This is a genomic window from Pseudomonas sp. R2-37-08W (assembly GCF_003851705.1).
Lineage (GTDB): Bacteria > Pseudomonadota > Gammaproteobacteria > Pseudomonadales > Pseudomonadaceae > Aquipseudomonas.
The window spans coordinates 3,433,311-3,457,378 of the sequence record NZ_CP027728.1 but is presented as its reverse complement, the minus strand read 5'-3'; the positions used below and the strand labels follow the sequence as shown (position 1 = coordinate 3,457,378).

The 24,068-nt window shown below is 61.8% G+C and carries 25 protein-coding genes and 1 pseudogene; 9 read left to right on the top strand and 17 right to left on the bottom strand.

Annotation, left to right across the window (positions count from 1 at the left end):
• The first annotated feature begins 7 nt into the window (after positions 1-7).
• On the top strand, positions 8-1,288 hold the full coding sequence (gene serS, locus C4J93_RS15940; RefSeq protein WP_124429889.1) for a serine--tRNA ligase: 1,281 nt from the start codon (positions 8-10) through the stop codon (positions 1,286-1,288).
• Positions 1,289-2,683: a siroheme synthase CysG gene (cysG, locus tag C4J93_RS15935; protein ID WP_124429888.1), complete on the top strand. Its 1,395-nt coding sequence runs from the start codon at positions 1,289-1,291 to the stop codon at positions 2,681-2,683.
• Positions 2,684-2,790: 107 nt separating this feature from the next.
• Here cysG and C4J93_RS15930 read toward each other — a convergent pair whose 3' ends face one another.
• The 6 genes from C4J93_RS15930 to tusD all read right to left on the bottom strand — a co-directional run bounded on the left by C4J93_RS15930 (position 2,791) and on the right by tusD (position 6,227).
• A complete protein-coding gene (locus tag C4J93_RS15930; protein ID WP_124429887.1) occupies positions 2,791-3,786 on the bottom strand; it encodes a glutathione S-transferase family protein in 996 nt (331 codons plus the stop codon).
• A gap of 88 nt (positions 3,787-3,874) precedes the next feature.
• Positions 3,875-4,876, bottom strand: coding sequence for a glycosyl transferase family protein (locus tag C4J93_RS15925; RefSeq protein ID WP_124429886.1), 1,002 nt, complete (start codon positions 4,874-4,876; stop codon positions 3,875-3,877).
• On the bottom strand, positions 4,873-5,208 hold the full coding sequence (locus C4J93_RS15920) for a TusE/DsrC/DsvC family sulfur relay protein (protein WP_124429885.1): 336 nt from the start codon (positions 5,206-5,208) through the stop codon (positions 4,873-4,875). The genes C4J93_RS15925 and C4J93_RS15920 overlap by 4 nt, the downstream gene beginning before the upstream one ends.
• Positions 5,205-5,483: a sulfurtransferase complex subunit TusB gene (gene tusB / locus C4J93_RS15915; protein ID WP_124407547.1), complete on the bottom strand. Its 279-nt coding sequence runs from the start codon at positions 5,481-5,483 to the stop codon at positions 5,205-5,207. The genes C4J93_RS15920 and tusB overlap by 4 nt, the downstream gene beginning before the upstream one ends.
• Positions 5,483-5,833 (bottom strand): sulfurtransferase complex subunit TusC, encoded by a 351-nt coding sequence (gene tusC, locus C4J93_RS15910; protein WP_124429884.1) that lies wholly within the window; start codon positions 5,831-5,833, stop codon positions 5,483-5,485. Before tusC ends, tusB begins: the two co-directional genes overlap by 1 nt.
• Position 5,834: 1 nt before the next feature.
• Positions 5,835-6,227: a sulfurtransferase complex subunit TusD gene (tusD, locus tag C4J93_RS15905; RefSeq protein WP_124429883.1), complete on the bottom strand. Its 393-nt coding sequence runs from the start codon at positions 6,225-6,227 to the stop codon at positions 5,835-5,837.
• Between the two features lie 159 nt (positions 6,228-6,386).
• On the opposite strand from tusD, the gene C4J93_RS15900 reads away from it, so the two are divergent.
• Positions 6,387-7,562, top strand: coding sequence for a CaiB/BaiF CoA-transferase family protein (locus C4J93_RS15900; RefSeq protein WP_124429882.1), 1,176 nt, complete (start codon positions 6,387-6,389; stop codon positions 7,560-7,562).
• Positions 7,563-7,602: 40 nt separating this feature from the next.
• Here the strand turns inward: C4J93_RS15900 and C4J93_RS15895 are convergent, their stop codons facing one another.
• From C4J93_RS15895 to C4J93_RS15885, 3 genes are all read right to left on the bottom strand, one after another.
• Positions 7,603-8,097: a SprT family zinc-dependent metalloprotease gene (locus C4J93_RS15895; RefSeq protein ID WP_124429881.1), complete on the bottom strand. Its 495-nt coding sequence runs from the start codon at positions 8,095-8,097 to the stop codon at positions 7,603-7,605.
• A 128-nt stretch (positions 8,098-8,225) separates the two neighbouring features.
• The gene (locus tag C4J93_RS15890) at positions 8,226-8,828 is read right to left on the bottom strand and encodes a Yip1 family protein (protein WP_124429880.1); all 603 of its coding nucleotides are present in this window, start codon (positions 8,826-8,828) and stop codon (positions 8,226-8,228) included.
• 310 nt (positions 8,829-9,138) lie between these two features.
• The gene (locus tag C4J93_RS15885; protein WP_124369104.1) at positions 9,139-10,071 is read right to left on the bottom strand and encodes a transposase; all 933 of its coding nucleotides are present in this window, start codon (positions 10,069-10,071) and stop codon (positions 9,139-9,141) included.
• Positions 10,072-10,368: 297 nt separating this feature from the next.
• On the opposite strand from C4J93_RS15885, the gene ttcA reads away from it, so the two are divergent.
• Together ttcA and C4J93_RS15875 are read left to right on the top strand one after the other, a co-directional pair.
• Positions 10,369-11,193, top strand: coding sequence for a tRNA 2-thiocytidine(32) synthetase TtcA (ttcA, locus tag C4J93_RS15880; RefSeq protein ID WP_124363269.1), 825 nt, complete (start codon positions 10,369-10,371; stop codon positions 11,191-11,193).
• A gap of 67 nt (positions 11,194-11,260) precedes the next feature.
• Positions 11,261-11,932 (top strand): DNA-3-methyladenine glycosylase I, encoded by a 672-nt coding sequence (locus C4J93_RS15875; protein ID WP_124363268.1) that lies wholly within the window; start codon positions 11,261-11,263, stop codon positions 11,930-11,932.
• A 62-nt stretch (positions 11,933-11,994) separates the two neighbouring features.
• On the opposite strand, the gene C4J93_RS15870 is transcribed toward C4J93_RS15875, so the two are convergent.
• Genes C4J93_RS15870 through arsC form a run of 3 tightly spaced genes read right to left on the bottom strand, consistent with a single transcriptional unit; the run spans position 11,995 to position 13,350 of the window.
• Entirely contained in the window at positions 11,995-12,402 is a 408-nt protein-coding gene (locus C4J93_RS15870) for a DUF2069 domain-containing protein (RefSeq protein ID WP_124367393.1), read from the bottom strand.
• On the bottom strand, positions 12,386-13,000 hold the full coding sequence (gene wrbA / locus C4J93_RS15865; RefSeq protein WP_124429879.1) for an NAD(P)H:quinone oxidoreductase: 615 nt from the start codon (positions 12,998-13,000) through the stop codon (positions 12,386-12,388). The genes C4J93_RS15870 and wrbA overlap by 17 nt, the downstream gene beginning before the upstream one ends.
• Positions 12,997-13,350 carry an arsenate reductase (glutaredoxin) gene (arsC, locus tag C4J93_RS15860; RefSeq protein ID WP_124429878.1) on the bottom strand — a complete coding sequence of 118 codons (354 nt, stop codon included), beginning with the start codon at positions 13,348-13,350 and terminating at the stop codon, positions 12,997-12,999. Before arsC ends, wrbA begins: the two co-directional genes overlap by 4 nt.
• Positions 13,351-13,465: 115 nt before the next feature.
• Here arsC and C4J93_RS15855 point away from each other — a divergent pair, with 115 nt between their 5' ends.
• Positions 13,466-13,927, top strand: a complete 462-nt coding sequence (locus C4J93_RS15855) for a TlpA disulfide reductase family protein (protein ID WP_124363264.1) — start codon at positions 13,466-13,468, stop codon at positions 13,925-13,927.
• Positions 13,928-14,066: 139 nt separating this feature from the next.
• Here C4J93_RS15855 and C4J93_RS15850 read toward each other — a convergent pair whose 3' ends face one another.
• From C4J93_RS15850 to C4J93_RS15835, 4 genes and pseudogenes are all read right to left on the bottom strand, one after another.
• Complete coding sequence (locus tag C4J93_RS15850) at positions 14,067-14,471, bottom strand: META domain-containing protein (protein ID WP_124363263.1); 405 nt, start codon at positions 14,469-14,471, stop codon at positions 14,067-14,069.
• Positions 14,468-14,908 carry a hypothetical protein gene (locus tag C4J93_RS15845; RefSeq protein WP_124371049.1) on the bottom strand — a complete coding sequence of 147 codons (441 nt, stop codon included), beginning with the start codon at positions 14,906-14,908 and terminating at the stop codon, positions 14,468-14,470. Before C4J93_RS15845 ends, C4J93_RS15850 begins: the two co-directional genes overlap by 4 nt.
• Positions 14,909-14,979: 71 nt before the next feature.
• Positions 14,980-15,969: a 2-hydroxyacid dehydrogenase gene (locus C4J93_RS15840; RefSeq protein ID WP_124429877.1), complete on the bottom strand. Its 990-nt coding sequence runs from the start codon at positions 15,967-15,969 to the stop codon at positions 14,980-14,982.
• Between the two features lie 162 nt (positions 15,970-16,131).
• Positions 16,132-18,884: pseudogene (locus C4J93_RS15835) on the bottom strand (response regulator).
• A gap of 205 nt (positions 18,885-19,089) precedes the next feature.
• Here C4J93_RS15835 and C4J93_RS15830 point away from each other — a divergent pair.
• On the top strand, positions 19,090-19,818 hold the full coding sequence (locus C4J93_RS15830; RefSeq protein ID WP_124371046.1) for a response regulator transcription factor: 729 nt from the start codon (positions 19,090-19,092) through the stop codon (positions 19,816-19,818).
• The gene (locus tag C4J93_RS15825; RefSeq protein WP_124429876.1) at positions 19,805-21,163 is read left to right on the top strand and encodes a sensor histidine kinase; all 1,359 of its coding nucleotides are present in this window, start codon (positions 19,805-19,807) and stop codon (positions 21,161-21,163) included. The genes C4J93_RS15830 and C4J93_RS15825 overlap by 14 nt, the downstream gene beginning before the upstream one ends.
• A 3-nt stretch (positions 21,164-21,166) precedes the next feature.
• On the opposite strand, the gene C4J93_RS15820 is transcribed toward C4J93_RS15825, so the two are convergent.
• Positions 21,167-21,682, bottom strand: coding sequence for a DUF2062 domain-containing protein (locus C4J93_RS15820; RefSeq protein ID WP_124363258.1), 516 nt, complete (start codon positions 21,680-21,682; stop codon positions 21,167-21,169).
• 135 nt (positions 21,683-21,817) lie between these two features.
• Between C4J93_RS15820 and C4J93_RS15815 the strand changes: the two genes are divergently transcribed.
• Positions 21,818-24,043: a DNA internalization-related competence protein ComEC/Rec2 gene (locus C4J93_RS15815; RefSeq protein ID WP_124429875.1), complete on the top strand. Its 2,226-nt coding sequence runs from the start codon at positions 21,818-21,820 to the stop codon at positions 24,041-24,043.
• Positions 24,044-24,068: the final 25 nt, after the last annotated feature.

Here is a 24,068-nt window from a genome sequence, read left to right as displayed (position 1 = left end):
GACCGACATGCTCGATTCCAAACTGTTACGTAGCAACCTTCAGGACGTAGCGGACCGCCTGGCATCCCGTGGCTTTGCCTTGGATGTTGCGCGCATCGAAGCGCTGGAAGAACAGCGCAAGACCGTCCAGACCCGCACCGAAGCACTGCAGGCTGAGCGGAATGCGCGTTCCAAGTCCATCGGTCAGGCCAAGCAGCGCGGCGAAGACATCGCGCCGTTGATGGCGGACGTCGAGCGCATGGGTACCGAGCTGTCCGACGGCAAAGCCGAGCTGGACAAGATCCAGTCCGAGCTGGATTCGATCCTGCTGGGCATCCCCAACCTGCCCCACGAATCCGTGCCGATTGGCGCGGACGAAGACGGCAACGTTGAAGTGCGCCGCTGGGGCAAGCCCAAAGCTTTCGATTTCGATATCAAGGACCACGTTGCCCTGGGCGAATTGACCGGCGGCCTGGATTTCGAAACCGCTGCGAAAATGTCCGGCGCGCGTTTCGCCCTGTTGCGTGGCCCGATTGCGCGCATGCATCGTGCCCTGGCGCAGTTCATGATCAACCTGCACACCGCCGAGCACGGTTACGAAGAGGCCTACACCCCGTACCTGGTTCAAGCGCCGGCGTTGATGGGCACCAGCCAGTTGCCGAAATTCGAGGAAGACCTGTTCAAGATCAGCCGCGACGGTGAAGCCGACTTGTATCTGATCCCGACTGCGGAAGTGTCGCTGACCAATATCGTCGCTGGCGAAATCCTCGATGCCAAGCAACTGCCGCTCAAGTTTGTCGCCCATAGCCCGTGCTTCCGCAGTGAAGCCGGCGCGTCGGGGCGCGACACCCGTGGCATGATCCGCCAGCACCAGTTCGACAAGGTCGAGATGGTCCAGGTGGTCGAGCCGTCCAAATCCATGGAAGCGTTGGAAGGCCTGACGGCCAACGCCGAGCGCGTCCTGCAGTTGCTGGAGCTGCCGTATCGCGTGCTGGCGTTGTGCACCGGCGACATGGGTTTCAGCGCCGTGAAGACCTACGACCTCGAAGTGTGGGTGCCGAGCCAGGACAAGTACCGCGAGATTTCGTCGTGCTCCAACTGCGGCGATTTCCAGGCCCGACGCATGCAGGCGCGTTTCCGCAACCCGGAAACCGGCAAGCCGGAACTGGTGCACACCCTCAACGGTTCGGGCCTGGCGGTAGGCCGTACGCTGGTGGCAGTGCTGGAAAACTACCAGCAGGCCGACGGTTCGATTCGTGTGCCTGAGGTGCTCAAGCCCTACATGGCGGGCGTCGAGGTCATCGGCTAAATGGAATTTCTGCCGCTGTTTCATAACCTGCGCGGCAGTCGTGTGCTGGTCGTCGGCGGCGGGGAGATTGCCTTGCGCAAATCCCGGCTGCTGGCCGATGCCGGGGCGTTGCTGCGGGTGGTTGCTCCCCAGATCGAAGACCAGTTGCGTGAACTGGTGCTGGGCAGTGGCGGGGACCTGATGTTGCGCGGTTATCAGGAGACGGACCTCGACGGTTGCGTGCTGATCATCGCGGCCACCGACGACGAGCCACTGAACGCGCAAGTGTCCAGTGATGCCAAGCGGCGCTGTGTACCGGTCAATGTGGTGGATGCGCCGGCCCTGTGCAGCGTGATCTTCCCGGCGATCGTCGACCGTTCGCCATTGGTGATCGCGGTGTCCAGCGGCGGCGATGCGCCGGTACTGGCGCGCTTGATCCGGGCCAAGCTGGAAACCTGGATTCCGTCCACCTATGGCCAGTTGGCCGGGTTGGCGGCGCGTTTTCGTGCCCAGGTCAAAGGCTTGTACCCGGATGTGCAGCAGCGGCGGGCGTTCTGGGAAGAAGTGTTCCAGGGCCCGATTGCCGACCGGCAACTGGCCGGGCAGGGCGATGAGGCTGAGCGCCTGCTGATCGAAAAGGTCAATGGCGCGCCGCCTTACGCGCCGGGTGAGGTTTACCTGGTGGGTGCAGGCCCGGGCGACCCAGACCTGTTGACCTTCCGCGCCTTGCGCCTGATGCAGCAAGCCGACGTGGTGTTGTATGACCGGTTGGTGGCTCCAGCGATCCTGGAACTGTGCCGCCGGGATGCCGAGCGCGTGTACGTCGGCAAGCGTCGCGCCGATCATGCCGTGCCGCAGGATCAGATCAACCGACAACTGGTGGACCTGGCCAAGCAAGGCAAGCGCGTGCTGCGCCTCAAGGGCGGCGATCCGTTCATTTTCGGGCGTGGCGGTGAAGAGATCGAGGAATTGGCGGCCCATGGCATCCCGTTCCAGGTGGTTCCGGGGATCACGGCGGCCAGTGGTTGCGCGGCGTATGCGGGCATTCCGTTGACGCACCGTGACTACGCGCAGTCGGTGCGCTTTATCACCGGGCACCTGAAGAATGGCACCTCGGACCTGCCCTGGCAGGACCTGGTCGGGCCGTCACAGACTCTGGTGTTCTACATGGGTTTGATTGGCTTGCCGATCATCTGCGAGCAATTGATCAAGCACGGGCGCGCGGCGGATACCCCAGCAGCGTTGATTCAGCAGGGCACCACCGCCAACCAGCGCGTATTCACCGGCACCCTGGCCGACTTGCCGCGCATGGTGGCGGAGCATGAAGTGCATGCGCCGACGCTGGTGATCGTGGGTGAGGTGGTGGTGTTGCGCGAGAAGCTGAAGTGGTTTGAGGGTGCTCAGTCTCAGGTCTGAACCTCAAAAGCATCGGGGGCAAGCCCCCTCCCACATTTTGAAATGCATTCCAATGTGGGAGGGGGCTTGCCCCCGATGAGGCCTTCAAACCCACCCCATTTCCTGAATCAGCTCCAGACGCCTTTGCTACTCAACCGCTTCCGATCATGCCCAACATCAAACCGATGCAGCGGCCCCTTCGGCACAATCCCCGTCGGGTTGATGGTGCGGTGGCTGGCGTAGTAATGCCCCTTGATGTGCTCAAAATTCACCGTCTCGGCCACCCCCGGCCACTGATACATCTCCCGCAACCAATTGGACAAGTTCGGATAATCGGCAATTCGTCGCAGGTTGCATTTGAAGTGGCTGTAATACACCGCATCAAAACGAATCAGCGTGGTGAACAGCCGCACGTCCGCCTCGGTCAGGTACTCGCCGGCCAGGTAGCGGTGCTCGCCCAGGTGCTGCTCCAAATGGTCCAGCTCGGCAAACACGTCATCGAACGCACCTTCATAGGCCTGCTGCGAGGTGGCGAACCCGGCGCGGTACACGCCGTTGTTCACGGCCGGGTAGATGCGTTCGTTCAGCGCATCGATGGTCGGGCGCAGTGCGTCGGGATAGAAATCCAGGGTATTACCGGTCAGCTCATCAAATGCGCTATTGAACATGCGGATGATCTCCGCCGACTCATTGCTGACGATGCGTTTGAGCTGCTTGTCCCATAACACCGGCACCGTGACACGCCCGGTGTAGTCAGCGGTATCAGCGGTGTAGCGCTGGTGCATGAAGTCGAAACCGTCGAGCGCGTCGCCGCTGGAGCCGTGGGCTTTGTCAAAGGTCCAGCCATTTTCCAGCATCAACCAACTGACTACCGAGACGTCGATCAGGCTTTCCAGGCCCTTGAGCTTGCGCAGGATCAAGGTGCGGTGGGCCCAGGGGCAGGCCAGAGAGACGTAGAGGTGATAGCGACCCGCCTCGGCCTTGAAGCCGCCTTCGCCACTCGGGCCGGGCTGGCCGTCGGCGGTCACCCAGTGGCGGCGTTGCGCCTGTTCGCGCTGGAACGCGCCGTCTGCGCTACTTTCGTACCATTGGTCTTTCCAGTGTCCTTCGATCAGCAAACCCATGACTGGCTCCTTGGCTAATAAGCGTTGGAGCCCAGTCTAAAGGGATGAGTTCGAACTAAAAACGCAAAGACCCGACGTGAATGATCGATTAAATCGATTTGTCGCGCGCATCCCAATATTGCCGAGCCAGTTCGAAAGCCTGCTCGCGGGTATTTCCGAGGCCGCGCAAGGCCAAGGCCATGGTTGCGATCAACGCCAGTTGCGGGTAGCTGTCCTCGACCTCGCCACGCCACAGGGCTTTGAGATGCTCAGGCGCAAGGCTCGCCGGTTTGACGTGGCGTTGGGCGGAGAGGGCGGGCCATTCTTCGTCCCAGCTCTGGCCGCCGGTGGTTCCGTACAAATGGCTGAGGGTGTCGGGGTTGATTTCCACTTCGCCGCCATCGCCCTTGACCACAATCACGTTGTCGCCCAGCAAGCCACTGGCATCGCGGTGCACGCCCTGGTAACCCGGATGGAAGATGCTTTGCAGGCCGCAACGGGCGTTCAGCGGGTTGAGCAAGCGTGCCAGGGAATGGATCGGCGAGCGCAGGCCCAGGGTGTTGCGCAGGTCGATCATGCGCTGCAACTGAGGCGCCCAGTCGCCCAGCGGAATAAACGCCAGGTTGCCTTGTTCATACGCCGCCTCGACCTGCTGCCAATTGCGGCACAGCGGTATCTGCAACTGCTCCAGCAATTGCTCGGTGTACAGGCGGCCCGCCGTATGCGCGCCGCCGCCGTGCATGAGGATGCGCACGCCGTTTTGCGCCAGGCATTTGGCCGCCAGCAGGAACCACGGCAAGTGGCGCTTTTTGCCGGCGTAGGTCGGCCAGTCGATATCCACCTTCAAGGCGGGCGGGTTCAAGCGCTCGCGCACCGCTTCGGTGAAGCCGGCGAGCTCTTCCGGGCTTTCTTCCTTATGACGCAACAGCATGAGAAAGGCGCCCAGTTGGGTGTCTTCGACTTTTTCGTCGAGCAGCATGCCCATGGCTTCCCGCGCTTCCTCACGGGTGAGGTTGCGCGCGCCGCGCTTGCCCTTGCCGAGGATGCGCACGAACTGCGCAAAAGGGTGCTCTTCAGGCGTTAAGAGGGTCAGTGGGGCAAAGTCGGTCATAAGCAATTCGTCGGCCTGGGCAGGCCCGCCAGCTTGGCGGCAAGTTTGGCGGGAGTGCCGTTGAACAGTTTGTTGAGGTGCAGGCTGTTGCCCTTTTCCGGGCCGAGGTTCAAGGCGACGTACTTGATCAGCGGGCGCGTGGCCGGCGACAGCTGATATTGCGCGTAAAAGCCGCGCAGCAGTTCGAGGACTTCCCAGTGGTCCGGGGTCAGTTCCAGCGATTCTGCGGCGGCCAGGGCGTTGGCAATCTCGGCAGACCACGCGTCGAGGTCGACCAGATAGCCGTCCTTGTCCAGTTCGAGGGTGCGCGTGCCTACGGTCAGCGTATTCATAACCAGGTATTAACCTTGTCATAGTCGATCGACAGCTGCACGAAGCCCGGATAGTCCACGCTGTCGGCCCAGTCCGGCAAAGGCAGGTTACGCGCCTGCATGTCTTCAGCCAGCACGAACACCTTCACGCCTTTGGTGTGCAGGGCCGGGTTGCGCAGGCCGTAGGCGCCGTCGCCGCACAGCAGGATCGCATCCGCGCTGGCACAGACGCGCAGGCAGCTGTCGAGACGGCTGTCGGTAAAGGGGGAGTGGGATACCACGTGTAGAGTCGACATCAGAGGGTAATCACCTGGTCGTAACGGTCAATCAGTTGGGAAATGGCGGCAGGGTCCAAAGGCTGCGCGCTGGCCGGCACACCCAGCCCGCGTTCGGCCAGGCTGTGGCTGCAGGCGAACACGTCATCGATGCCGAACAGGCCCAGGGCTTGCAGGTTGGCGCTCAAATCCTTTTGTTGCACGGCCTTGGCGTCCTGATGCGGTGCGAGCTGGAACACGCCGTCGTCCAGAAACAGCAGGCCGATCGGCAGATCGAACGCGCCACCGGCCAGCACGATATCCAGCGCTTCTCGCGCACTGGGACCGGACCACGGTGCCTGGCGGCTGATCACCAGCAATGACTTGGCCATGTCATGAACCTCCAAAACAGATCAGGCGGTCGGCGTCCTGGATCGCGTCATGCAGTTGCCCCAGGCCCGACAGCGCCCAGGGCGCCTCCAGGTTCACCGCGCTGCGTTGATAGCGCGTGGCTTCCTCGGCGTTGAGCACGCCACGGCGCAGGGCTGCGGCGATGCACACGACGCCGTCGAGCTGGTGGGCGCGGACGAACTCGCGCCATTGGCGCGCGATGTCTTGCTCGTCCTGAGGCGCGACGATGTTATTGGACGCGCTGTACACGCCATCCTGGTAAAAAAACAGCCGCACAATCTCATGCCCGCCGGCCAAGGCCGCCTGGGCAAACAACAGGGCGCGGCGCGAGGAGGGCGCGTGGGCGGCGCTGAACACTGCAATCGCGAACTTCATGGAACACTCTGCCAACAAAACGTGGGCCAATGATAAAGCCGTGGCGACGAAAAAGCCCGCCGTGATCAAAACGGTCAGGAGGGTTGATCGTTCTGACGATTGCCGTCGACGCTCAAGGCTGACTACGCTGTGAACCGTCGAATCGGAAACGGAGTTTGTATGTCAGGCCCCTTGGCGTCCCTCAAAGTGCTGGATTTTTCCACCCTGTTGCCAGGCCCATTCGCCTCACTGATGCTGGCGGACATGGGCGCCGAGGTGCTGCGCATCGAATCGCCGACGCGCATGGATTTGTTGCGCGTCCTGCCGCCCCATGATCAGGGCACCTCGGCGAGCCATGCCTACCTCAATCGCAACAAGCGCAGCCTGGCGCTGGACCTCAAGCGGGCCGAGGCGCTGCAGATCGTGTTCGAGCTGGTCAAGGGCACCGATATCCTCATCGAACAATTCCGCCCCGGCGTGATGGAGCGCCTGGGCCTGGGGTATGCGGCCTTGAACGCGATCAACCCGGGGCTGATCTACGTGTCGATCACCGGCTACGGCCAGACCGGCCCTTACAGGCATCGCGCCGGCCACGATATCAACTACCTGGCCGTGGCCGGCGTGGCCAGCCACAGCGGGCGGCGCGACAGTGGGCCGTTGCCGTTGGGCGTGCAACTGGCGGATATCGGCGGAGGGTCGTTGCATGCGGTGGTGGGCTTGCTCGCGGCGGTCATCGCACGGCAGCAGAGCGGCGTCGGCCAGTACCTGGATGTGAGCATGACCGACTGCGCGTTCAGCCTGAACGCCATGGCCGGTGCGGGTTACCTGGCCTGCGGGGTGGAACCGGCGTGGGAAAACCATGTGCTCAATGGCGGCAGTTTTTACGATTATTACCGCACCCGTGATGGGCGCTGGATGTCGGTGGGCAGCCTGGAACCGGCCTTCATGCAGCAATTGTGCGAAGCGCTGGGGCGACCGGAGCTGGCGCTGCACAGCCTCAAGCCTGAGCAACAACCGGCCCTTAAGCGGGCGCTGCAGGTGGAGTTCGAAAAGCGCAGCTTTGATGAAGTGTGTGCGTTGTTTGCTGGAGTGGATGCGTGCGTGGAACCGGTGTTGAACTTGAGTGAAGCGGTAGCGCATCCGCAGCTGCAGGCGCGCGGGCTGATCAGCCAGGTACCCAGGGGCGATGGCTCGACCCAGGCGCAGATCGCCTGCCCACTGAAGTTTTCCGAGGGGTTGCCGGCGCCACGGCATATTGGCGCGGCTGTCGGTGCGCACAGTGATGAAGTGCTGGGGGAATTGGGCTTCAGTGCTCAGCGGATTGCGGATTTGCGCCAGGCAAAGGTTGTTGGGTGAGTGTTCTGATGCCATCGGGGGCTTGCCCCCGATGAGGCCCTCATTCCACCCGAGTTTCCCCAGTGAACACCAAGGTCTGCCGACACCGCCGACACAAATACCGTCGCCCCTGGCCTACCAACCCATGCCGCTGCGGCGAAAACGGGAAGTCGCTGTCGGCACACGGGCACCGGTAGATAAAGCGCGTTACCTGACGCCGCTTGACTTCATAGGTGTGGCAACGGTCCGGCGGTAGTTCGTAAACCCCACGCATGATCAACTGCCATTCCTCACCATGGGGCTGGATGCGCTCGCCAAAAAGCTGGTGGGCGATCAGGTGCGCCACTTCGTGGGCCACGGTCTGTTTGAGGAAATGTTGGCTGTTTTCACGGTAAAGCTGAGGGTTGAAGCGCAGCAGGTTTTCGTGCAAATGCGCGACACCGGCTTTCTGGCCCCGCAGCTTGAGGCTGACCTTGGGGCGTTTGAAGCTTCGTTTGAAAAAGGATTCGGCTTGCAGGAAACAATCTTCGACGCGGGTATTGAGTTGCTCGGGCATGCTGTACATATCTCCAGAGACGTCCAGTATGCCGCAAAGCAGGGTGTTTCCGAATCTGTCAGGCGCCGAATGGTCATGCATAACGCACAAAGCCACCTTGCGGTGGCTTTGCCTGCGGTAAAAAAGGCTTAACTGGTGTAGATCGGCCCAACGCCCAGGCCCCAGACGATCACGGTAAACGCCATGATCGCCACCAGTACCACCAGTCCTACAGCCAGTACCGAGCTGGAAAACAGGAAGCCTTCGTCCGGGTCGATACTCATGAAGGTCGGCAGCCCCACATACAGCAGGTATACCGTGTAGCAGATCGCCGCCGTGCCCACGGCCATGCCCAGCCACATGTGCGGATAAAGCGCCGCCAGCCCGCCGATAAACAGAGGCGTCGCTGTGTAGGTGGCAAAAGCCACGCAGCGCGCCATGCTGGGGTTGGCGTCGTAGGTGCGGGCCATCCAGTGAATGAACGCGCCCATCACCGCCACGCCGCCGAGCATTGCAGCGTAGGACATCAGGGTCATCCACAGCGCGCTTTCCTGGGTCAGCATGACCGGTGCGCGGCTGCCGATGACCCAGCCGACCTGGGTGGTGCCGATAAATGCAGAAACGGCGGGAATCGCCGCGAGAACCAGGGTATGGGTGAGGTACATGTGGCTGATGCTTTCTTCTTTATCGCCACGAATTTCCCGCCATTCCTGATCGGGATGGGTAAACAGCCCCACGACGTGATGGATCATGCCAGTCACTCCTGTCGTTATTACCATCGCCCCCCAGCGGAGCGCTACCGGCCAAATGGCCTGCAAGGTCCGGATAGTTGTGCGACCTCTAGTCGCAGTATAGGAAGTGATGTCCAGGAAAACTGTAGGGCCTTTAGAGTAAATCGCGCTGTAAACATAGGTGCTAATCGCGGCACGGTCTGTAGCGGGCAATGCATTCAAGGTGGGAGCAACTGTCTTAATGGATTCAATTCAGAAGTCATTTCTCATAGGCAGCAAAGCTCCCACAGCCTTTGGCCGTGCGATGTTGAACGAAATAGCTGCTACCGCGCTAAGCGGTGCGCTCTATCCATTCAGTACGGTCGCGCAGCATCGCGTTCAGGCGTACCAACAAAACGCGCATACAGGCGATCAACGCGACTTTGGCGCATTTCCCTTTATCACGTAGCGCCTTATATCGAGTCCCGAATTCTGGCTGGTCCCGGATGACCACCCAACAGGCCATGTAAAGTGAGCGACGAGCTGAAAACCTTCCGCCACTGATATGACGTGCACCTTTATGCCTTCCGCTGTCGTTGTTGTACGGAGCGAGTCCCGCTAATGCTGCGATAGGGCGTCCGCCAATTTCTCCCAGCTCGGGCAGGTAAGCCATAAGACTGGTGGCAGTAACCAACCCGATGCCTTTGACTGAACACAGTCGAGCCACCTTTTCGCTATCTAGCTCGTTCGCACTTTGACGAATTAGTTGATCTATCGCCTCCACTGCCGTGTTCAAATAGTCGATATGGCTCTGCAATGCAGGCTTTACCGCATCGCAGGAAGCAGTTTTCAGGCGTCGTCTGTCGTCATCTCTTTGCTGAACAAAATGTTCCCGCTGCTGGACCAACGCGCGCAGCTTGTCGTGTTCCGGGCTTGTGATTCGGGCACTTGGCGAGTCTAGAATGGCTGCATAGTGCGCCAGAGACTTTGCGTCTATCGGGTCGGTTTTGGCTTTTTGACCCATCGCTCTGGAAAACTCTTTGGCGCGACGGGGGTTAACGCACATAACCTCAAGGCCGGCAGCCTGGGCCGCTTTGACGACTTTGCGCTCGTAGCCGCCCGTGGCTTCCACCAACACGCGATTAACCTGGTAAAGCATTAGCCAACCGATCAACGCCGGTAACTCTCTTTCAGTGTTGGAACAGCTTACCCCAGCCTCAAGTGAATGAATCCGAACCTCAAGACTGTCTTTGGAAACATCAATGCCTGCAGAACAGGAAAACATGGCCAAATCCTCTTACACTTAGAGTGAGAGCGCTCTGGCTTGGCCCACGCTTGTAACTGTTCGAGGTGGGCTCGTTCAACTGTTCGGGCTCATGTCCAGAGCGGAGAGGTGAGTAGCAGCGTGGGCTCCCACACATGCTTTAAGCACTCGGGGCATTCAGCTTGCTACTCACCGCTCTCACCCTCAGTCTAATCCTGACTCAAGACACAAGGGGCTTGCTCCCACATTGAATCGAGGGCGCTCAGGTCGCTAAAATACCCCGCTTTTCGTCACACACTTGCAGCGGATCCAAGCGCCATGGGCACTCTTACGGTCAACCAGAACAAACTGCAAAAACGCCTGCGTCGCCTGGCCGGTGAAGCGGTCGCCGATTTCAACATGATCGAGGAGGGCGACAAGGTCATGGTCTGCCTTTCCGGCGGCAAAGACAGCTATACCCTGCTCGATGTGCTGCTGCACCTGCAGAAGGTCGCGCCGATCAAGTTCGAGATCGTCGCCGTCAACATGGACCAGAAACAGCCAGGTTTTCCCGAGCACGTGCTGCCGGCCTATCTCAAGGAACTGGGCGTCGAGTACCACATCGTCGAGAAAGACACTTATTCGGTGGTCAAGCAGTTGATCCCCGAAGGCAAGACGACCTGCTCGCTGTGCTCGCGCCTGCGGCGGGGCACGCTCTATACCTTTGCCGATGAGATCGGCGCGACCAAGATGGCCCTGGGGCATCATCGCGACGATATCGTCGAAACCTTCTTCCTCAACATGTTCTTCAACGGCTCGCTCAAGGCCATGCCGCCCAAGCTGCGTGCCGATGACGGGCGCAACGTGGTGATCCGCCCGCTGGCGTATTGCAACGAGAAAGACATCCAGGCGTATGCCGACTTCAAGCAATTTCCGATCATTCCGTGCAACCTGTGCGGGTCCCAGGAAAACCTGCAGCGCCAGGTGGTCAAGGACATGCTGCTGGAGTGGGAACGCAAGACGCCGGGCCGCACCGAGAGCATCTTCCGCAGCCTGCAGAATGTGATCCCGTCGCAATTGGCCGACCGCAACCTGTTCGACTTCACCAGCCTGAAAATCGATGAAACCGCGGCGTCGCGTTTCGTCAATGTAGTGAACCTCTGACGCTCTACAACGCTCTGAAAGACGGCGCTCACGGGCGCCGTTTTCATTTCACCTGCCAGGAGAGGGCATGCGCGATTACAAGTGGCTGCACGAATATTGTCTGAACCGTTTTGGTTCAGCGGCCCAGTTGGAAGCCCATCTGCCGGTACCCAAGACCCCGGCGCAATTGCGCAGGATCAGCGCCGACCGCTACCTGTCGACCCTGGCGCTGCGCGTGTTCCGTGCCGGCTTGAAGCACAGCGTGGTGGACGCCAAATGGCCGGCGTTCGAACAGGTGTTCTTCGGCTTCGACCCGGAAAAAGTCGTGCTGATGGGCGCCGAGCATTTGGAGCGCCTGATGCAGGACGCTCGCATTATCCGTCACCTGGGCAAGCTCAAGAGCGTGCCGCGCAATGCGCAGATGATCCTGGATATCACCCAGGAGAAGGGCAGCTTCGGCGCGTTTATCGCCGAGTGGCCAGTCACCGATATCGTTGGGCTATGGAAGTACCTGAGCAAGCACGGCCACCAGTTGGGCGGCCTGTCGGCACCGCGCTTTTTGCGCATGGTGGGCAAGGACACTTTTGTGCCGAGCTATGACGTGGTGGCGGCGTTGAATGCGCAGAAGATCGTTGACAAGGTGCCCACCAGCCTGCGCGACCTGGCGACGGTGCAGGGCGCCTTCAACCAGTGGCATGCCGAAAGTGGGCGGCCGATGTGCCAGTTGTCGATGATGCTGGCTTACACCGTCAACCATTGATCGTTCCCACGCTCTGCGTGGGAACGCTACCCAGGACGCTCTGCGTCCCAGGCCTTGCTGTATCAGGCTGGCGCCAACCGCCGATTCAACTGGTGGCGCCAGCGCACATACAGCAACGCCGTACAAAACAGCGCCAGGCTTGCCACCATCTCAAGCACCCCGAACCCTTGGCGGTTCGGGTCATACGCCGCCAGCGCGCCCTTGATGAAATACAGGTTCACCACAAAGCACATCCACGAATGCCCGCGTGCGCTGCCCAGGATCATGCCAGGCGCCAGCACCAGCAGCGGCACCAGCTCGATCAGCAGGATCACCCACGGACGCGCGCCGTGCAGGTCGGCGACGAACAGGTAGTACACGCACAGCAAGCCTACCAGGCCAAAAAACGCCAGAAGGCTCAGTGCGCGCGCGAGCTTGACTCGCGGCTCCAGCCACGCCTGGGGCGGCAGGACCTTAGGCTGCCTGGCCACGGCCGTTCTCCAGCAGTGTGGCGGTTTTTGCCAGGCGCAGGCCCAGGGCGCGGCACAGGGTGATTTCATGGGGGTCGAGCATGCGCTTGCCATCAGGCCCGGCATGGTGGCTGGCCCCATACGGCGTACCGCCGCCCTGGGTGTCGAGCAGCGCCTGCTCGCTGTAGGGCAGGCCGGTGATCAGCATGCCGTGGTGCAACAGCGGCAGCAGCATCGACATCAGCGTGGTCTCCTGGCCGCCGTGCAGGCTGGCGGTGGAGGTGAATACGCCAGCGGGTTTGCCGACCAGAGCGCCGGTGAGCCACAGGTTGCTGGTGCCATCGAGGAAGTACTTGAGTGGCGCGGCCATGTTGCCAAAGCGCGTCGGGCTGCCGAGGGCCAGGCCCGAGCAGTTTTTCAGATCATCCAGGCTGGCATACAGCGCGCCTTCGTCCGGGATACTCGGCGCCACGGCTTCGCACTCGGTAGAGATCGCCGGCACGGTGCGCAGCCGGGCTTCCATGCCGCCTTGCTCGGTACCCCGGGCAATCTGCCGGGCCATTTCGCTGACCGAGCCATTGCGGCTGTAATACAACACCAGCACATAGGGGGTAGTCACGGCAGCAGCTCCAGTACGTTTTCCGGCGGACGGCCAATGATGGCTTTATCGGCGGTTTCCAGGATGGGACGTTCCATCAGCTTGGGGTGTTCGGCGATGGCGCCGATCAACTGCGCTTCGCTGAGGCTGGCGTCGGCCAGGTTAAGGCTTTTGTATTCCTCTTCGCCGCTGCGCAACAATTGGCGGGCGCTTAGGCCAAGTTTGATCAGCAGCGCCTGTATTTGCGCCGCGTTCAGTGGGGTTTCCAGGTAGCGCACCACGGTAGGCGTGAGGCCGCGGGCTTCCAGCAGTTCCAGCGCACCGCGGGATTTCGAGCAGCGCGGGTTGTGATAAAGCGTCAGATCGGTCATGTGCGGGTCGCATCTTGCGTAAGGTGGCGGGTATTCTACCTGCGCTGCGGGCCGTCCTTAAACCGTAAGAGGCGATAGGCCGCAGCCAACGTTCATTTTTACGAAGGATTACCCCATGACAAGGCGACTGATCGGTGCATTGGCGATCATCACAACCCTGCTGCTCAGTGGCTGCGGTAACGATTACGGCGTTGATCAGTATGGCCAGAAGATACCGGCCGAACGCCTGGACAAGCAGTGGCTGGTGGTCAACTACTGGGCTGAATGGTGTGGCCCGTGCCGCACGGAAATCCCCGAGCTCAATGCCCTGGCCGAGCAACTCAAGGCGCAGAACGTGGGCGTGTTCGGGGTCAATTTCGACAATGTGCAGGGTGAGGAGCTCAAAGCCGCCAGCGACAAGTTGGGTATCAAGTTCACCGTGCTGGCGCAGAACCCGGAAGGGATCTTCGATATTCCACGCAGCGAGGCGCTGCCGGTGACCTATATCATCGATGACAAAGGCAAGGTGCGCGAACAACTGATGGGTGAGCAGACGGCGCAAGGGGTGTTGGCCAAGCTCAAGGCTCTGCGCGGTTAAAGCAACAACGCAAACAAATGTGGGAGGGGGCTTGACCCCGATTGCGGTGGGTCAGCTTAATAATTGCTGGCTGATACACCGCTATCGGGGGCAAGCCCCCTCCCACATTGGGATCCCCATCAATTCACAGCTTGGAGACTCAGCCTTCTTCAAGCCACAGGCGGATCGGCTTGCCTTGGGCCGGCCAGAAGCGGGTCTGTTCGATCGGCGAGATGTCCCAGCGCTGTACGCCTTGCAGGGCCTGGAAGAAGCGGTGCTCCTGTTCCATCAACGCCTCGGCGCACATTTTGCGGGTGCTGCCGATCGGGCCGAAGCTGAGCTTGTCGCCTTCGAGGGTGTACGGCGCAAACCAGTGGTTGCAGCCGCCATTGCCATAGGCGCGGCCATCGGCACCGAGGGTCACGGTCAGGTGCGCGTAGTCCATCAAGGGCCGCTCACCTATCCACTCCACCACATAGCTGTGATCCTGCTTGAGCTTGGCCGCATCGCCGGCGCAGCCACTCAGGGCCGCGCCCACGGCGGCGAGCAGCAGCAGGCCCTTCATTGTGCGGCCCGCTGGCATTTCGGGCAGCGGTGCTGGTCGCCTTCGCTGGCCCAGCCGAGTTCTTTGATACGTGCGTTGGCGGCCGGCTGCAGCGGTTCTTTGGTCAGCTTGGTTTCCACCGCGAATTCAAACTCCAGCACGCTGTCGCAGCTGTCGCAATTGACCTTCCAGGTGTGAATCTCCAACTCGCCGAATTTCGGCCCCAGGGCCATGGCGACCCATTGGCCCGCCGGGCGGATGGAGTAGCGCGCGTCACCTTCCACGGTCAGGCGCATCGACAGGGTTTTGCTGCCGCGCAGGGTGACGATCAGCACGTCGCCATGCTTGATCGAACCACCGTTGCCGGTGACTTGATAACGGCCCGGCACCAGGGCGCGGCATTCGATCAGGGTGTGTTGCGGGCTCAGCAAGCTGAAGCGGAAATCGTGTTCGGCCATGGATCCTCCAAATAGGCGCGGCATCCTATCACGGGTGCCGGCTCATCATGAGCCCGGTATGTGACCGCTGATCATCCCTCGACGAGGTTCTGCGCGCGGCCATCGGCCCACGCCGCAATATTGGCCAGCGTCGTGCCGGCAATCGCCGCCAGCGCCTCGCGGGTCAGGAAGGCCTGGTGGGCGGTGATGATCACATTGGGAAAGGTCAACAGGCGGGCGAGCACGTCGTCTTGCAGGGGCAGGTCCGAGCGGTCCTCGAAAAACAGCTGCGCCTCTTCCTCATAGACATCCAGCCCCAGGTAACCGAGTTGGCCGTTCTTGAGCGCCTCGACCAGTGCCGGCGTGTCGACCAGGCCGCCGCGACTGGTATTGATCAGCATGGCACCCGGTTGCATGTGTGCCAGGGCGCGGGTGTCGATCAGGTGTTTACTCTCGGCGGTCAGCGGGCAATGCAGGCTGATGATCTGCGCCTCGGCGAGCAATTCGGGCAGGCTCACGTAGCGCGCGCCCATGGCTTGCACCTGAGGGTTGGGGAAGGGGTCGTAGGCCAGCAACTGGCAGCCAAAACCGGCCATGATCCTGGCGAAGGTGGCGCCGATCTGCCCGGTGCCGACCACGCCGACGGTTTTGCCGACCAGATCGAAACCGGTGAGCCCGTGCAGGCTGAAATCGCCATCGCGGGTGCGGTTGTAGGCGCGGTGCAGGCGACGGTTCAGGGCGAGGATCAGGGCCACGGCATGTTCGGCCACGGCGTGGGGCGAGTAGGCCGGTACGCGCACCACGCTCAGGCCCAGGCGCTTGGCGGCGTGCAGGTCGACATGGTTGTAGCCGGCCGAGCGCAACGCAATCAGGCGCGTACCGCCACTGGCCAGCTGCTCGAGCACCGGGGCGCTGAGGTCATCGTTGATAAACGCGCAGACCACCTCGTGCCGTTCGGCCAGGGCGACGGTGTCGAGGTTGAGGCGGGCGGGTTGGAATTGCAGCTCGATGCCCTGAGGGCGTGGCTCACCGAGAAAACTCTCGCGGTCGTAGGCCTGGCTGCTGAAAAGAATCACGCGCATTGAAAAGCTCCCTGCAATTTATACCTTGGAAATACTGACCCAATGTGGGAGGGGGCTTGCTCCCGATAGCGGTGTATCAGTGACAGATATTTCGACTGACACATCGCCATCGGGGGCAAGCCCCCTCCCACATTTTTGATTGGCGTCGTCCATGAAATAGAGTCAGGCGCTGACCCGCGCTTCACTGGCCAGCCGCGCAATCGCCATGTCCAGTTCATCCAACGCGGCCATGGCCTTGGCGTCGTCCTGCTTGAGCAGGGTTTCGGCGCGTTGGCAGGCTGCGCGCAATTGCGGCACGCCACAGTAGCGGGTGGCGCCATGCAGGCGGTGGACGCGCTCGATCAGGGCGTGGTTGTCATTGGCTTCGCGGGCGACCGTAATCGCCAGGCGATCAGCTTCCAGGGAGGCCAGCAGCATGGCGAGCATGTCGGCCGCCAGGTCCGCCTTGTTAGCCGCCAGGCGCAGGCCTTCCTCATGGTCCAGCACCAGCAGTTGCACGCCTGGGCCAAGGCCTTCGGGGAGGCGCTCGGGCCCCTGGTTGCGCAGGGCCAGGCCGGTCCATTTCAGCACCACCTGGGCCAGCTGCCGCTCGCTGATGGGTTTGGTCAGGTAATCGTCCATGCCGCTTTGCAGAAGGGCACGTTTTTCGTTGGCCATGGCATGGGCGGTGAGGGCGACCACCGGCAGCGGCGTGCCATGGCGTTCGCTTTCCCATTGGCGAATCGCTTCGGTACTCTGGCGCCCGTCCATGCCGGGCATCTGCACGTCCATCAGCACCAGGTCGAACGTTTCCTGCTTCACGGCGTCAATGGCCGCAAAGCCGCTTTCCACGGCATGGACCTTGGCACCCATGTCTTCGAGCAGGGTTTGCACCAGCAACAGGTTCGCCGGGTTATCGTCCACGCACAGCACCCGCGGCGCACGGCTGGACAACGGCTCACCCGGCTCGCTGCGCGAGGGGCGCGGGCTGATCAGGTCGGCCAGGGAGCGGCGCAGCTTGCGCGTACAGGCTGGCTTGGCCTGCAACTGGCTGTTGGGGTTGGGCACCGATTGGTTGAACAACATTTGCTCGGTGGTCGGGCATAGCACCAGCACCTTGCAGCCCAGGTGTTCGAGGTCCCACAAGTGCTGGTTGAGGCGCTCGGGCGGGATGTCATTGGCGGTGACGCCGAGCACCGCCAAGTTGATCGCCTGTTCGGTCTGATGGGCGCTGGTAATGCCGTTGGTGAGGCTCTCCAGGGTATTAAACAGCGTGACTTCCAGGCCGCAGTCTTCCAACTGGTGTTGCAAGGCCTGGCGCGCCAGTTCGTGGTTCTCCAGCACGGCCACGCGGCGACCGAGCAGCGGCGCGCTGGGCAGGTCTTCGATGTCGTCGCGGGTTTTGGGCAAGTTCAGGCTGATCCAGAACTCCGAGCCTTCGCCCGGTGTGCTGTCGACGCCGATTTCGCCGCCCATCTGTTCGATCAGGCGCTTGGAAATCACCAGGCCCAAGCCGGTGCCTCCTGGCTGGCGCGACAGCGAATTGTCCGCCTGGCTGAAGGCCTGGAACAGTGCGCGCACATCCTGGTTGGACAGGCCGATGCCGGTGTCCTGCACGCTGATGCGCAGTTGTACGCTGTCTTCCTGCTCATCTTCGATCATCGCCCGGGCTACGATAGTGCCTTCGCGGGTGAACTTGATCGCGTTGCTGATCAGGTTGGTCAGGATCTGCTTGAGGCGCAGTGGGTCGCCCACCAGCGCCAGCGGCGTGTCGCGGTAGACCAGGCTGACCAGTTCGAGCTGTTTGGCGTGGGCGGCCGGGGCGAGGATGGTCAGGGTGTCCTGCAGCAGGTCGCGCAGGTTGAAGGGCACGCTGTCGAGCACCAGCTTGCCGGCCTCGATCTTGGAGAAGTCGAGGATCTCGTTGATGATGCCCAACAGGTTGTCGGCGGATTTTTCGATGGTGCCCAGGTAATCCAGCTGACGTGGCGACAGCTCGCTTTTTTGCAGCAGGTGGGTGAACCCTAGGATGCCGTTGAGCGGCGTGCGGATTTCATGGCTCATATTGGCCAGGAACTCCGATTTGATCCGGCTGGCTTCCAGGGCTTCCTTGCGGGCCAGGTCCAGCTCGATGTTCTGGATCTCGATGGTTTCCAGGTTCTGGCGCACGTCTTCGGTGGCCTGGTCGATGCTGTGTTGCAGTTCTTCCTGGGCGTTTTGCAGGGTTTCGGCCATGCGGTTGATGCCCGACGCCAACTGATCCAGCTCCTGGCTGCCCAAGGGCGGCAGGCGGGTTTCCAGGTTGCCGTCTTTAAGCTGGGCCACGGCTTGCTTGATCAGGCCGATCGGCGAATTGATGGTGCGGCTGATGCGCAGGGCCAGTGCCGCGGTGCAGATCAAGCCGATGGCGATCAGCAGCAGGCTGGCGAACAGGCTGCGATAGCCGCGCAGCAACATGCCGTTGTGGGACAGTTCCACCTCGACCCAGCCCAACAGGCGGTCGGACTCATCCGGAATCAGCTCGCCGGCAAGGTTGCGATGACGGCCAAACACCGGCATCAGGTAACGGGTCGCATCGTTGCCGGTACGCTGCAGCAGGTGCGAACTGTTGCCGGTGGGCGGTTGATTGAGCATGGTCGGGCCGGCATGGGCCAGGGAGGAGCGGTCCGGTGCCAGGAACGACACCGCGCGCACGTCCGGTTGTTCTAGGGATTGGGTCGCGATGCGTTCCAGCAGGTCAGTGTTCTTGCTGCTCAGGGCGGGCGCAACCAGCGGCGCCAACTGCTCGGCGATCATCTCACCGCGTTGCAGCAACTGAGTCTGCAGTTCGGAGAGCTGCATCCAGGTGAAATAGCCCCCAACAGCAGCGCCATCAGGCTGGTCGGCAATAACGTCAGCAACAGTACGCGGCCTTTTATCCCCATTCTTCTAAGCACGCCACTCTCCTGCTACCACATTGATATCAATCTTCCACACGGGCGTCCGGCCCGCGCTACCTGCGCAGTGTAGCCATTTGCGCCGCGAGGAATCTCGTAAATTAATGACACACGGCAATCTTCGGGCCATTCGGTAGCGGCCTGCGATTGCCTGTAACACTTTAATCTTGAATAATCAGTCATTGAGAATGACTTGCAGACGCTAATGAATCCCGCAGCCGTTGGCCTACCCAGTATCCTGACCATCGAAGATGACCCCGTGCTGGGCGCCTACGTCCATGAACATCTGGGCCGCTGTGGCTTCGAGGTCACCTGGTGCCGCAATGGCCAGCAAGGCCTGCAGCTGGCCCGCGACCAAGCGTTCGACCTGGTGCTGATGGACGTTCTGCTGCCAGGGCTGGACGGGCTGTCAGTCCTTACGCATCTGCGCCAGAGTCATGCCATACCGGTGATCCTGATGTCGGCCCTGGGCGCCGAAGCCGACCGTGTCAGCGGCTTCCGCCTGGGCGCCGACGATTACCTGCCCAAGCCGTTCAGCATGATCGAACTGCGGGTGCGCATCGAAGCCATCCTGCGCCGGGTGGCCCTGGACCGTCGCCCGCCGCCGGGCCTTGCGCCCCTGCGCGATGATGCGCAGGTCCTGCGGTTTGACGAGGGGCTGTGCGATGTCGTCTATCACACGCATTGGGCCGGCCTGACACGCAGTGAGTACCGCCTGCTGGAAACCTTGCACCGCAACGCCGAAGAGGTACTCAGCAAAGCCTTCCTTTATCAGCACGTGCTGCAGCGCGGTTATGCCCCACACGATCGCAGTCTCGACATGCATGTGAGCCAGATTCGCCGCAAGCTCAAAGCGATCGGCTACACCGAGCGCGAAGTGCGCACGGTGTGGGGCAAAGGCTATGTGTTGAGCGGTCACGATGAAGGGCTTTGAGCGGTTGCCGGGCAGGCATTCGTTGTTCTGGAAGCTGGCGTGCCTTCTGATCGCGTTTTGTTTGCTGATGATCTGGCTCAGCTGGTCCTGGGGCCGCTACATGGAGCAGCAAAGTGCCTACCTCACTGACGAAGCCCGCGACACGCTTCGCGGCTATGCAGCCGGCGCCGAGTTGGCCTGGAGTACCCAGGGCAGTGCCGGTGTGGATGCGTGGTTGCAGCATATGGCTGAGCGTGAAACCACGTGGCTGGGCGTCATCGGCAATGACTTGCAATCACTTGGCAGCGCACCGTTGAGCGACAAGCAAAGCCAGCGCCTGACCTTCTTGCGCGGACTGGACTGGCCGGTGAGCCGGCATGCCAAAGGCTTGCCCTGGTTGAAAATCGCTTTCCCGGTCGACCCCGATGCGGGGTCACTGGTGATCGAGTTGCCCAAGCGCTTTATGCCGGGGCGTTATCAACTGTTCTGGCGGGTCATCACCAACGGCCTGATTCCCGGGTTGTTTACCTTATTGCTATGTATCGGCCTGTATCGATTGCTGATCATGCCCCTCAATCAATTGCGTGCGCAGGCCAATGCCTGGCGTGCGGACCAATTGACGGCACGGATGTCCGGCGACGCGACCAGCCGCCAGGACGAGTTGGGTGAATTGGGACGCGCCTTCGACCATATGTCCGAACGCTTGCAGGGCACGGTGCAGTTGCAGCAACAGCTGCTGCGGGACATGTCCCATGAGTTGCGCACGCCCCTGAGCCGCTTGCGTGTGGCCTGCGACAGCGAACAGGACCTGGCGCGGTTGCGTGAACGCCTGAGCCGGGAAATCGACGCCATGCAGCGCCTGGTGGAAGACAGCCTGCAACTGGCCTGGCTCGACAGCGACCGGGCGCCACTGCCCCAGGAGGACATCCAGCTGCCGGCGCTGTGGGACATGCTGCGGGAAAACGCTTGTTTCGAAAGCGATTGGCCGGCATCGCGCTTGCCATGCCTGTTGCCAGCTGAGTGCTGGGTGCGAGGCAATCTCAATGCACTGGCCCAGGCTCTGGAAAACATCCTGCGTAACGCAATACGCCACTCCCCAGGCCAAGGCCGGGTGACATTGGACGGCGCGCGCGAAGGCGAGCACTGGCATGTCTGGCTGGAGGATCAGGGGGGCGGCATCGATGAAGCCGACCTGGAGCGTATCTTCGCGCCCTTCATCCGGTTGGACGGTTCCCGGTCCGGTGACGGCGGCTTCGGCCTGGGCTTGAGCATTGCGCGCAACGCGGTGCAGCGCCAGGGCGGGCGTATCTGGGCGGAAAATACCGGACAGGGCCTGCGTGTACACCTGCGCCTGCCTGCCCGTTAGCCATCAGCGGCGGCGCAGTTTGCGTTTCTTCCACTGGTGCGCGACCCACCAGCGCCAATAGCCCATGGTCAGGCAATAGGCCAATGCGCCCAACACCAATCCGGATACCACCGAGCCCAGCAGGAAAGGTTGCCACATCGTGCTCAATTCGCCGCTGATCCATTCCCAGGTGAGGTTATCGGGGAGGCTGCGTGGCGGCACATTCATCAACCAGGCACCGGTCATATAGGTGCAAACAAACACCACCGGCATCGTGATCGGGTTGGTCAGCCACACCAGGCTGACGGCAATCGGCATATTGCCGCGCACCACGATCGCCAGGATCGCGGCCAGCAGCATTTGCAAGGGAATGGGGATAAACGCGGCAAACAGACCCACGGCCATGGCACGGGCCACCGAGTGCCGGTTGAGGTGCCAGAGGTTCGGGTCATGCAGCAAGGTGCCAAGAAACTGTAATGACTTGTGTTCCCTGATACTGCTGGGGTCGGGCATGTACCGTTTGAATAAGCGCCGGGGCATAAGGGGTCCAGGTCAGTTCGAGGGGCAAGTATGCGCGCATTCTATAAACAGAAAATTCAGACTTTGTGACAAAACATCAAAGGCGCCGTTGGGAACCCCGGCTAAGACTGAGTGAATCATTTAAAGGAATGACTCATGAGGACAGGGATGTTCGCGCTTGCGCTGGGGCTGCTGACCCTGCGTTTTCTACCGGTGTTGCCGCCCATCGGATGGCTGTTGGCCATGCTGGTGCTGGCATTGATGTTAGTGCCGTTTCGTACCTATCCGCTGGCGTTTTTCCTGCTGGGCTTGAGCTGGGCGTGCATCAGCGCGCAGTGGGCACTGGATGATCGATTGCGACCAACACTGGACGGCGAAACGCGATGGGTGGAAGGGCGTGTGGTCGGCTTGCCTCAGCAGACCGACACCAGCGTGCGTTTTGACCTGGCCGACAGCCGGTCGCGCAAAGCCCGGCTACCCAAGCGCATCCGGGTGTCCTGGCACGGCGGGCCACCGGTGCGCAGTGGAGAACGCTGGCGCCTGGCTGTCACCCTCAAGCGGCCGTCCGGCCTGCTCAATTTTCACGGTTTCGATCACGAGGCCTGGCTGCTGGCGCAACGCATCGGCGCCACGGGCTCGGTAAAAGACGGTCAGCGCCTGACGCCGGCCCGCAACGCCCTGCGCGATAGCCTGCGCCAGCGCCTGATGGCTGCGGATGCGCAAACCCATGAAGCCGCCGTGGCGGCGTTGGTGCTGGGTGATGGTTCCGGGCTGCGCACGGAGCAATGGCAGGTGTTGCAAGACACCGGCACCGTGCACCTGTTGGTCATTTCCGGCCAACACATTGGTTTGCTGGCCGGGCTGATCTACGCACTGGTGGCCGGGATGGCGCGTTACGGTTGCTGGCCACGCAACCTGCCATGGCTGCCGTGGGCCTGCGGCCTGGCCTTTATGGCAGCGCTGGGTTATGGCCTGCTGGCGGGTTTCGGCGTGCCGGTGCAGCGGGCCTGCGTGATGGTGGGCCTGGTATTGCTATGGCGGCTGCGCTTTCGGCATTTGGGCGCGTGGTGGCCGTTGCTGCTGGCCTTCAACGCTGTGCTGCTGCTTGAGCCCCTGGCCAGTTTGCAGCCGGGTTTCTGGTTGTCCTTTGCGGCGGTTGCGATCCTGGTGCTGACGTTCGGCGGGCGGCTCGGGCCCTGGAGTGTCTGGCAGGCCTGGACGCGTCCACAGTGGTTGATTGCCATCGGTTTGTTTCCGGTCCTGTTGGTGCTGGGTTTACCCATCAGCCTCACCGCGCCTGTGGCCAATTTATTCGCTGTGCCGTGGATCAGTCTGGTGGTGTTGCCATTGGCGTTGCTGGGCACGGCGCTGCTGTGGCTGCCGTTGGCCGGTGACGGTTTGCTGTGGTTGGCCGGCGGAGCGCTGGAGGGATGGTTCAAGGGGCTGACCCTGCTGGCCGTGCAGTTGCCGGCCTGGACGCCGGCCGAGGTGCCGCTGGTTTATTGGCTGGTCAGCCTGGCGGGCGCGGTGTTATTGCTGCTGCCCAAGGGCGTGCCATTTCGGTTGCTGGGCTGGCCGATGCTGCTGTTGGCCGTGTTTCCACCCAAGGAATCGGTACCCCATGGGCAGGTGACGGTGGTGCAACTGGATGTCGGCCAGGGGCAGGCTGTGATCTTGCGCACCCGCAACCACGCCTTGCTTTACGACGCGGGGCCGCGTGCGGGGGCGGCCGACCTGGGCGCGCGCGTGGTTCTGCCGTCGTTGAAAAAGTTCGGAGTAGAGCGGTTGGACATGCTGCTACTGAGCCATGCCGACGCCGATCATGCCGGTGGCGCTGCAGCTATCGCCCGTGGGCTGCCCATCCGGCGTGTGGTTGGCGGTGAAACCGAAGGGTTGCCGGCGTTTCTGGGGACCGAGCCTTGTGTCAGTGGCGAACGATGGGAGTGGGATGGTGTGTCCTTCGTGTTATGGCAGTGGTCTGACGCCCTCGGTGGCAACGCCAAATCCTGTGTATTGCAGGTGCAGGCCAGCGGTGAGCGGCTGCTGCTCACCGGGGATATCGACCGTGCGGCGGAGCGCGCACTGCTTGACACACCATTGGCGGTGCCCACCGATTGGCTGCAAGCGCCCCATCATGGTAGCCGCAGCTCGTCATCCAGGCCTTTTGTGCAACGGCTTGCGCCCGGATCGGTGCTGATCTCCAGAGGCCGGGGCAATGCCTTTGGTCATCCTCATTCGCAAGTGGTAGAACGCTATCGGGCCCTGGGCAGCCGGCTATACGACAGCGCCGAGCAAGGTGCCGTGCGTCTTCAGTTGGGCGCGTTCCAACCCGCCGTTGTTGCGCGCAGTCAACGCCGGTTCTGGCGCGAACCGTTACCGTAATCCGGCGTTACCAAACACCGCGGGC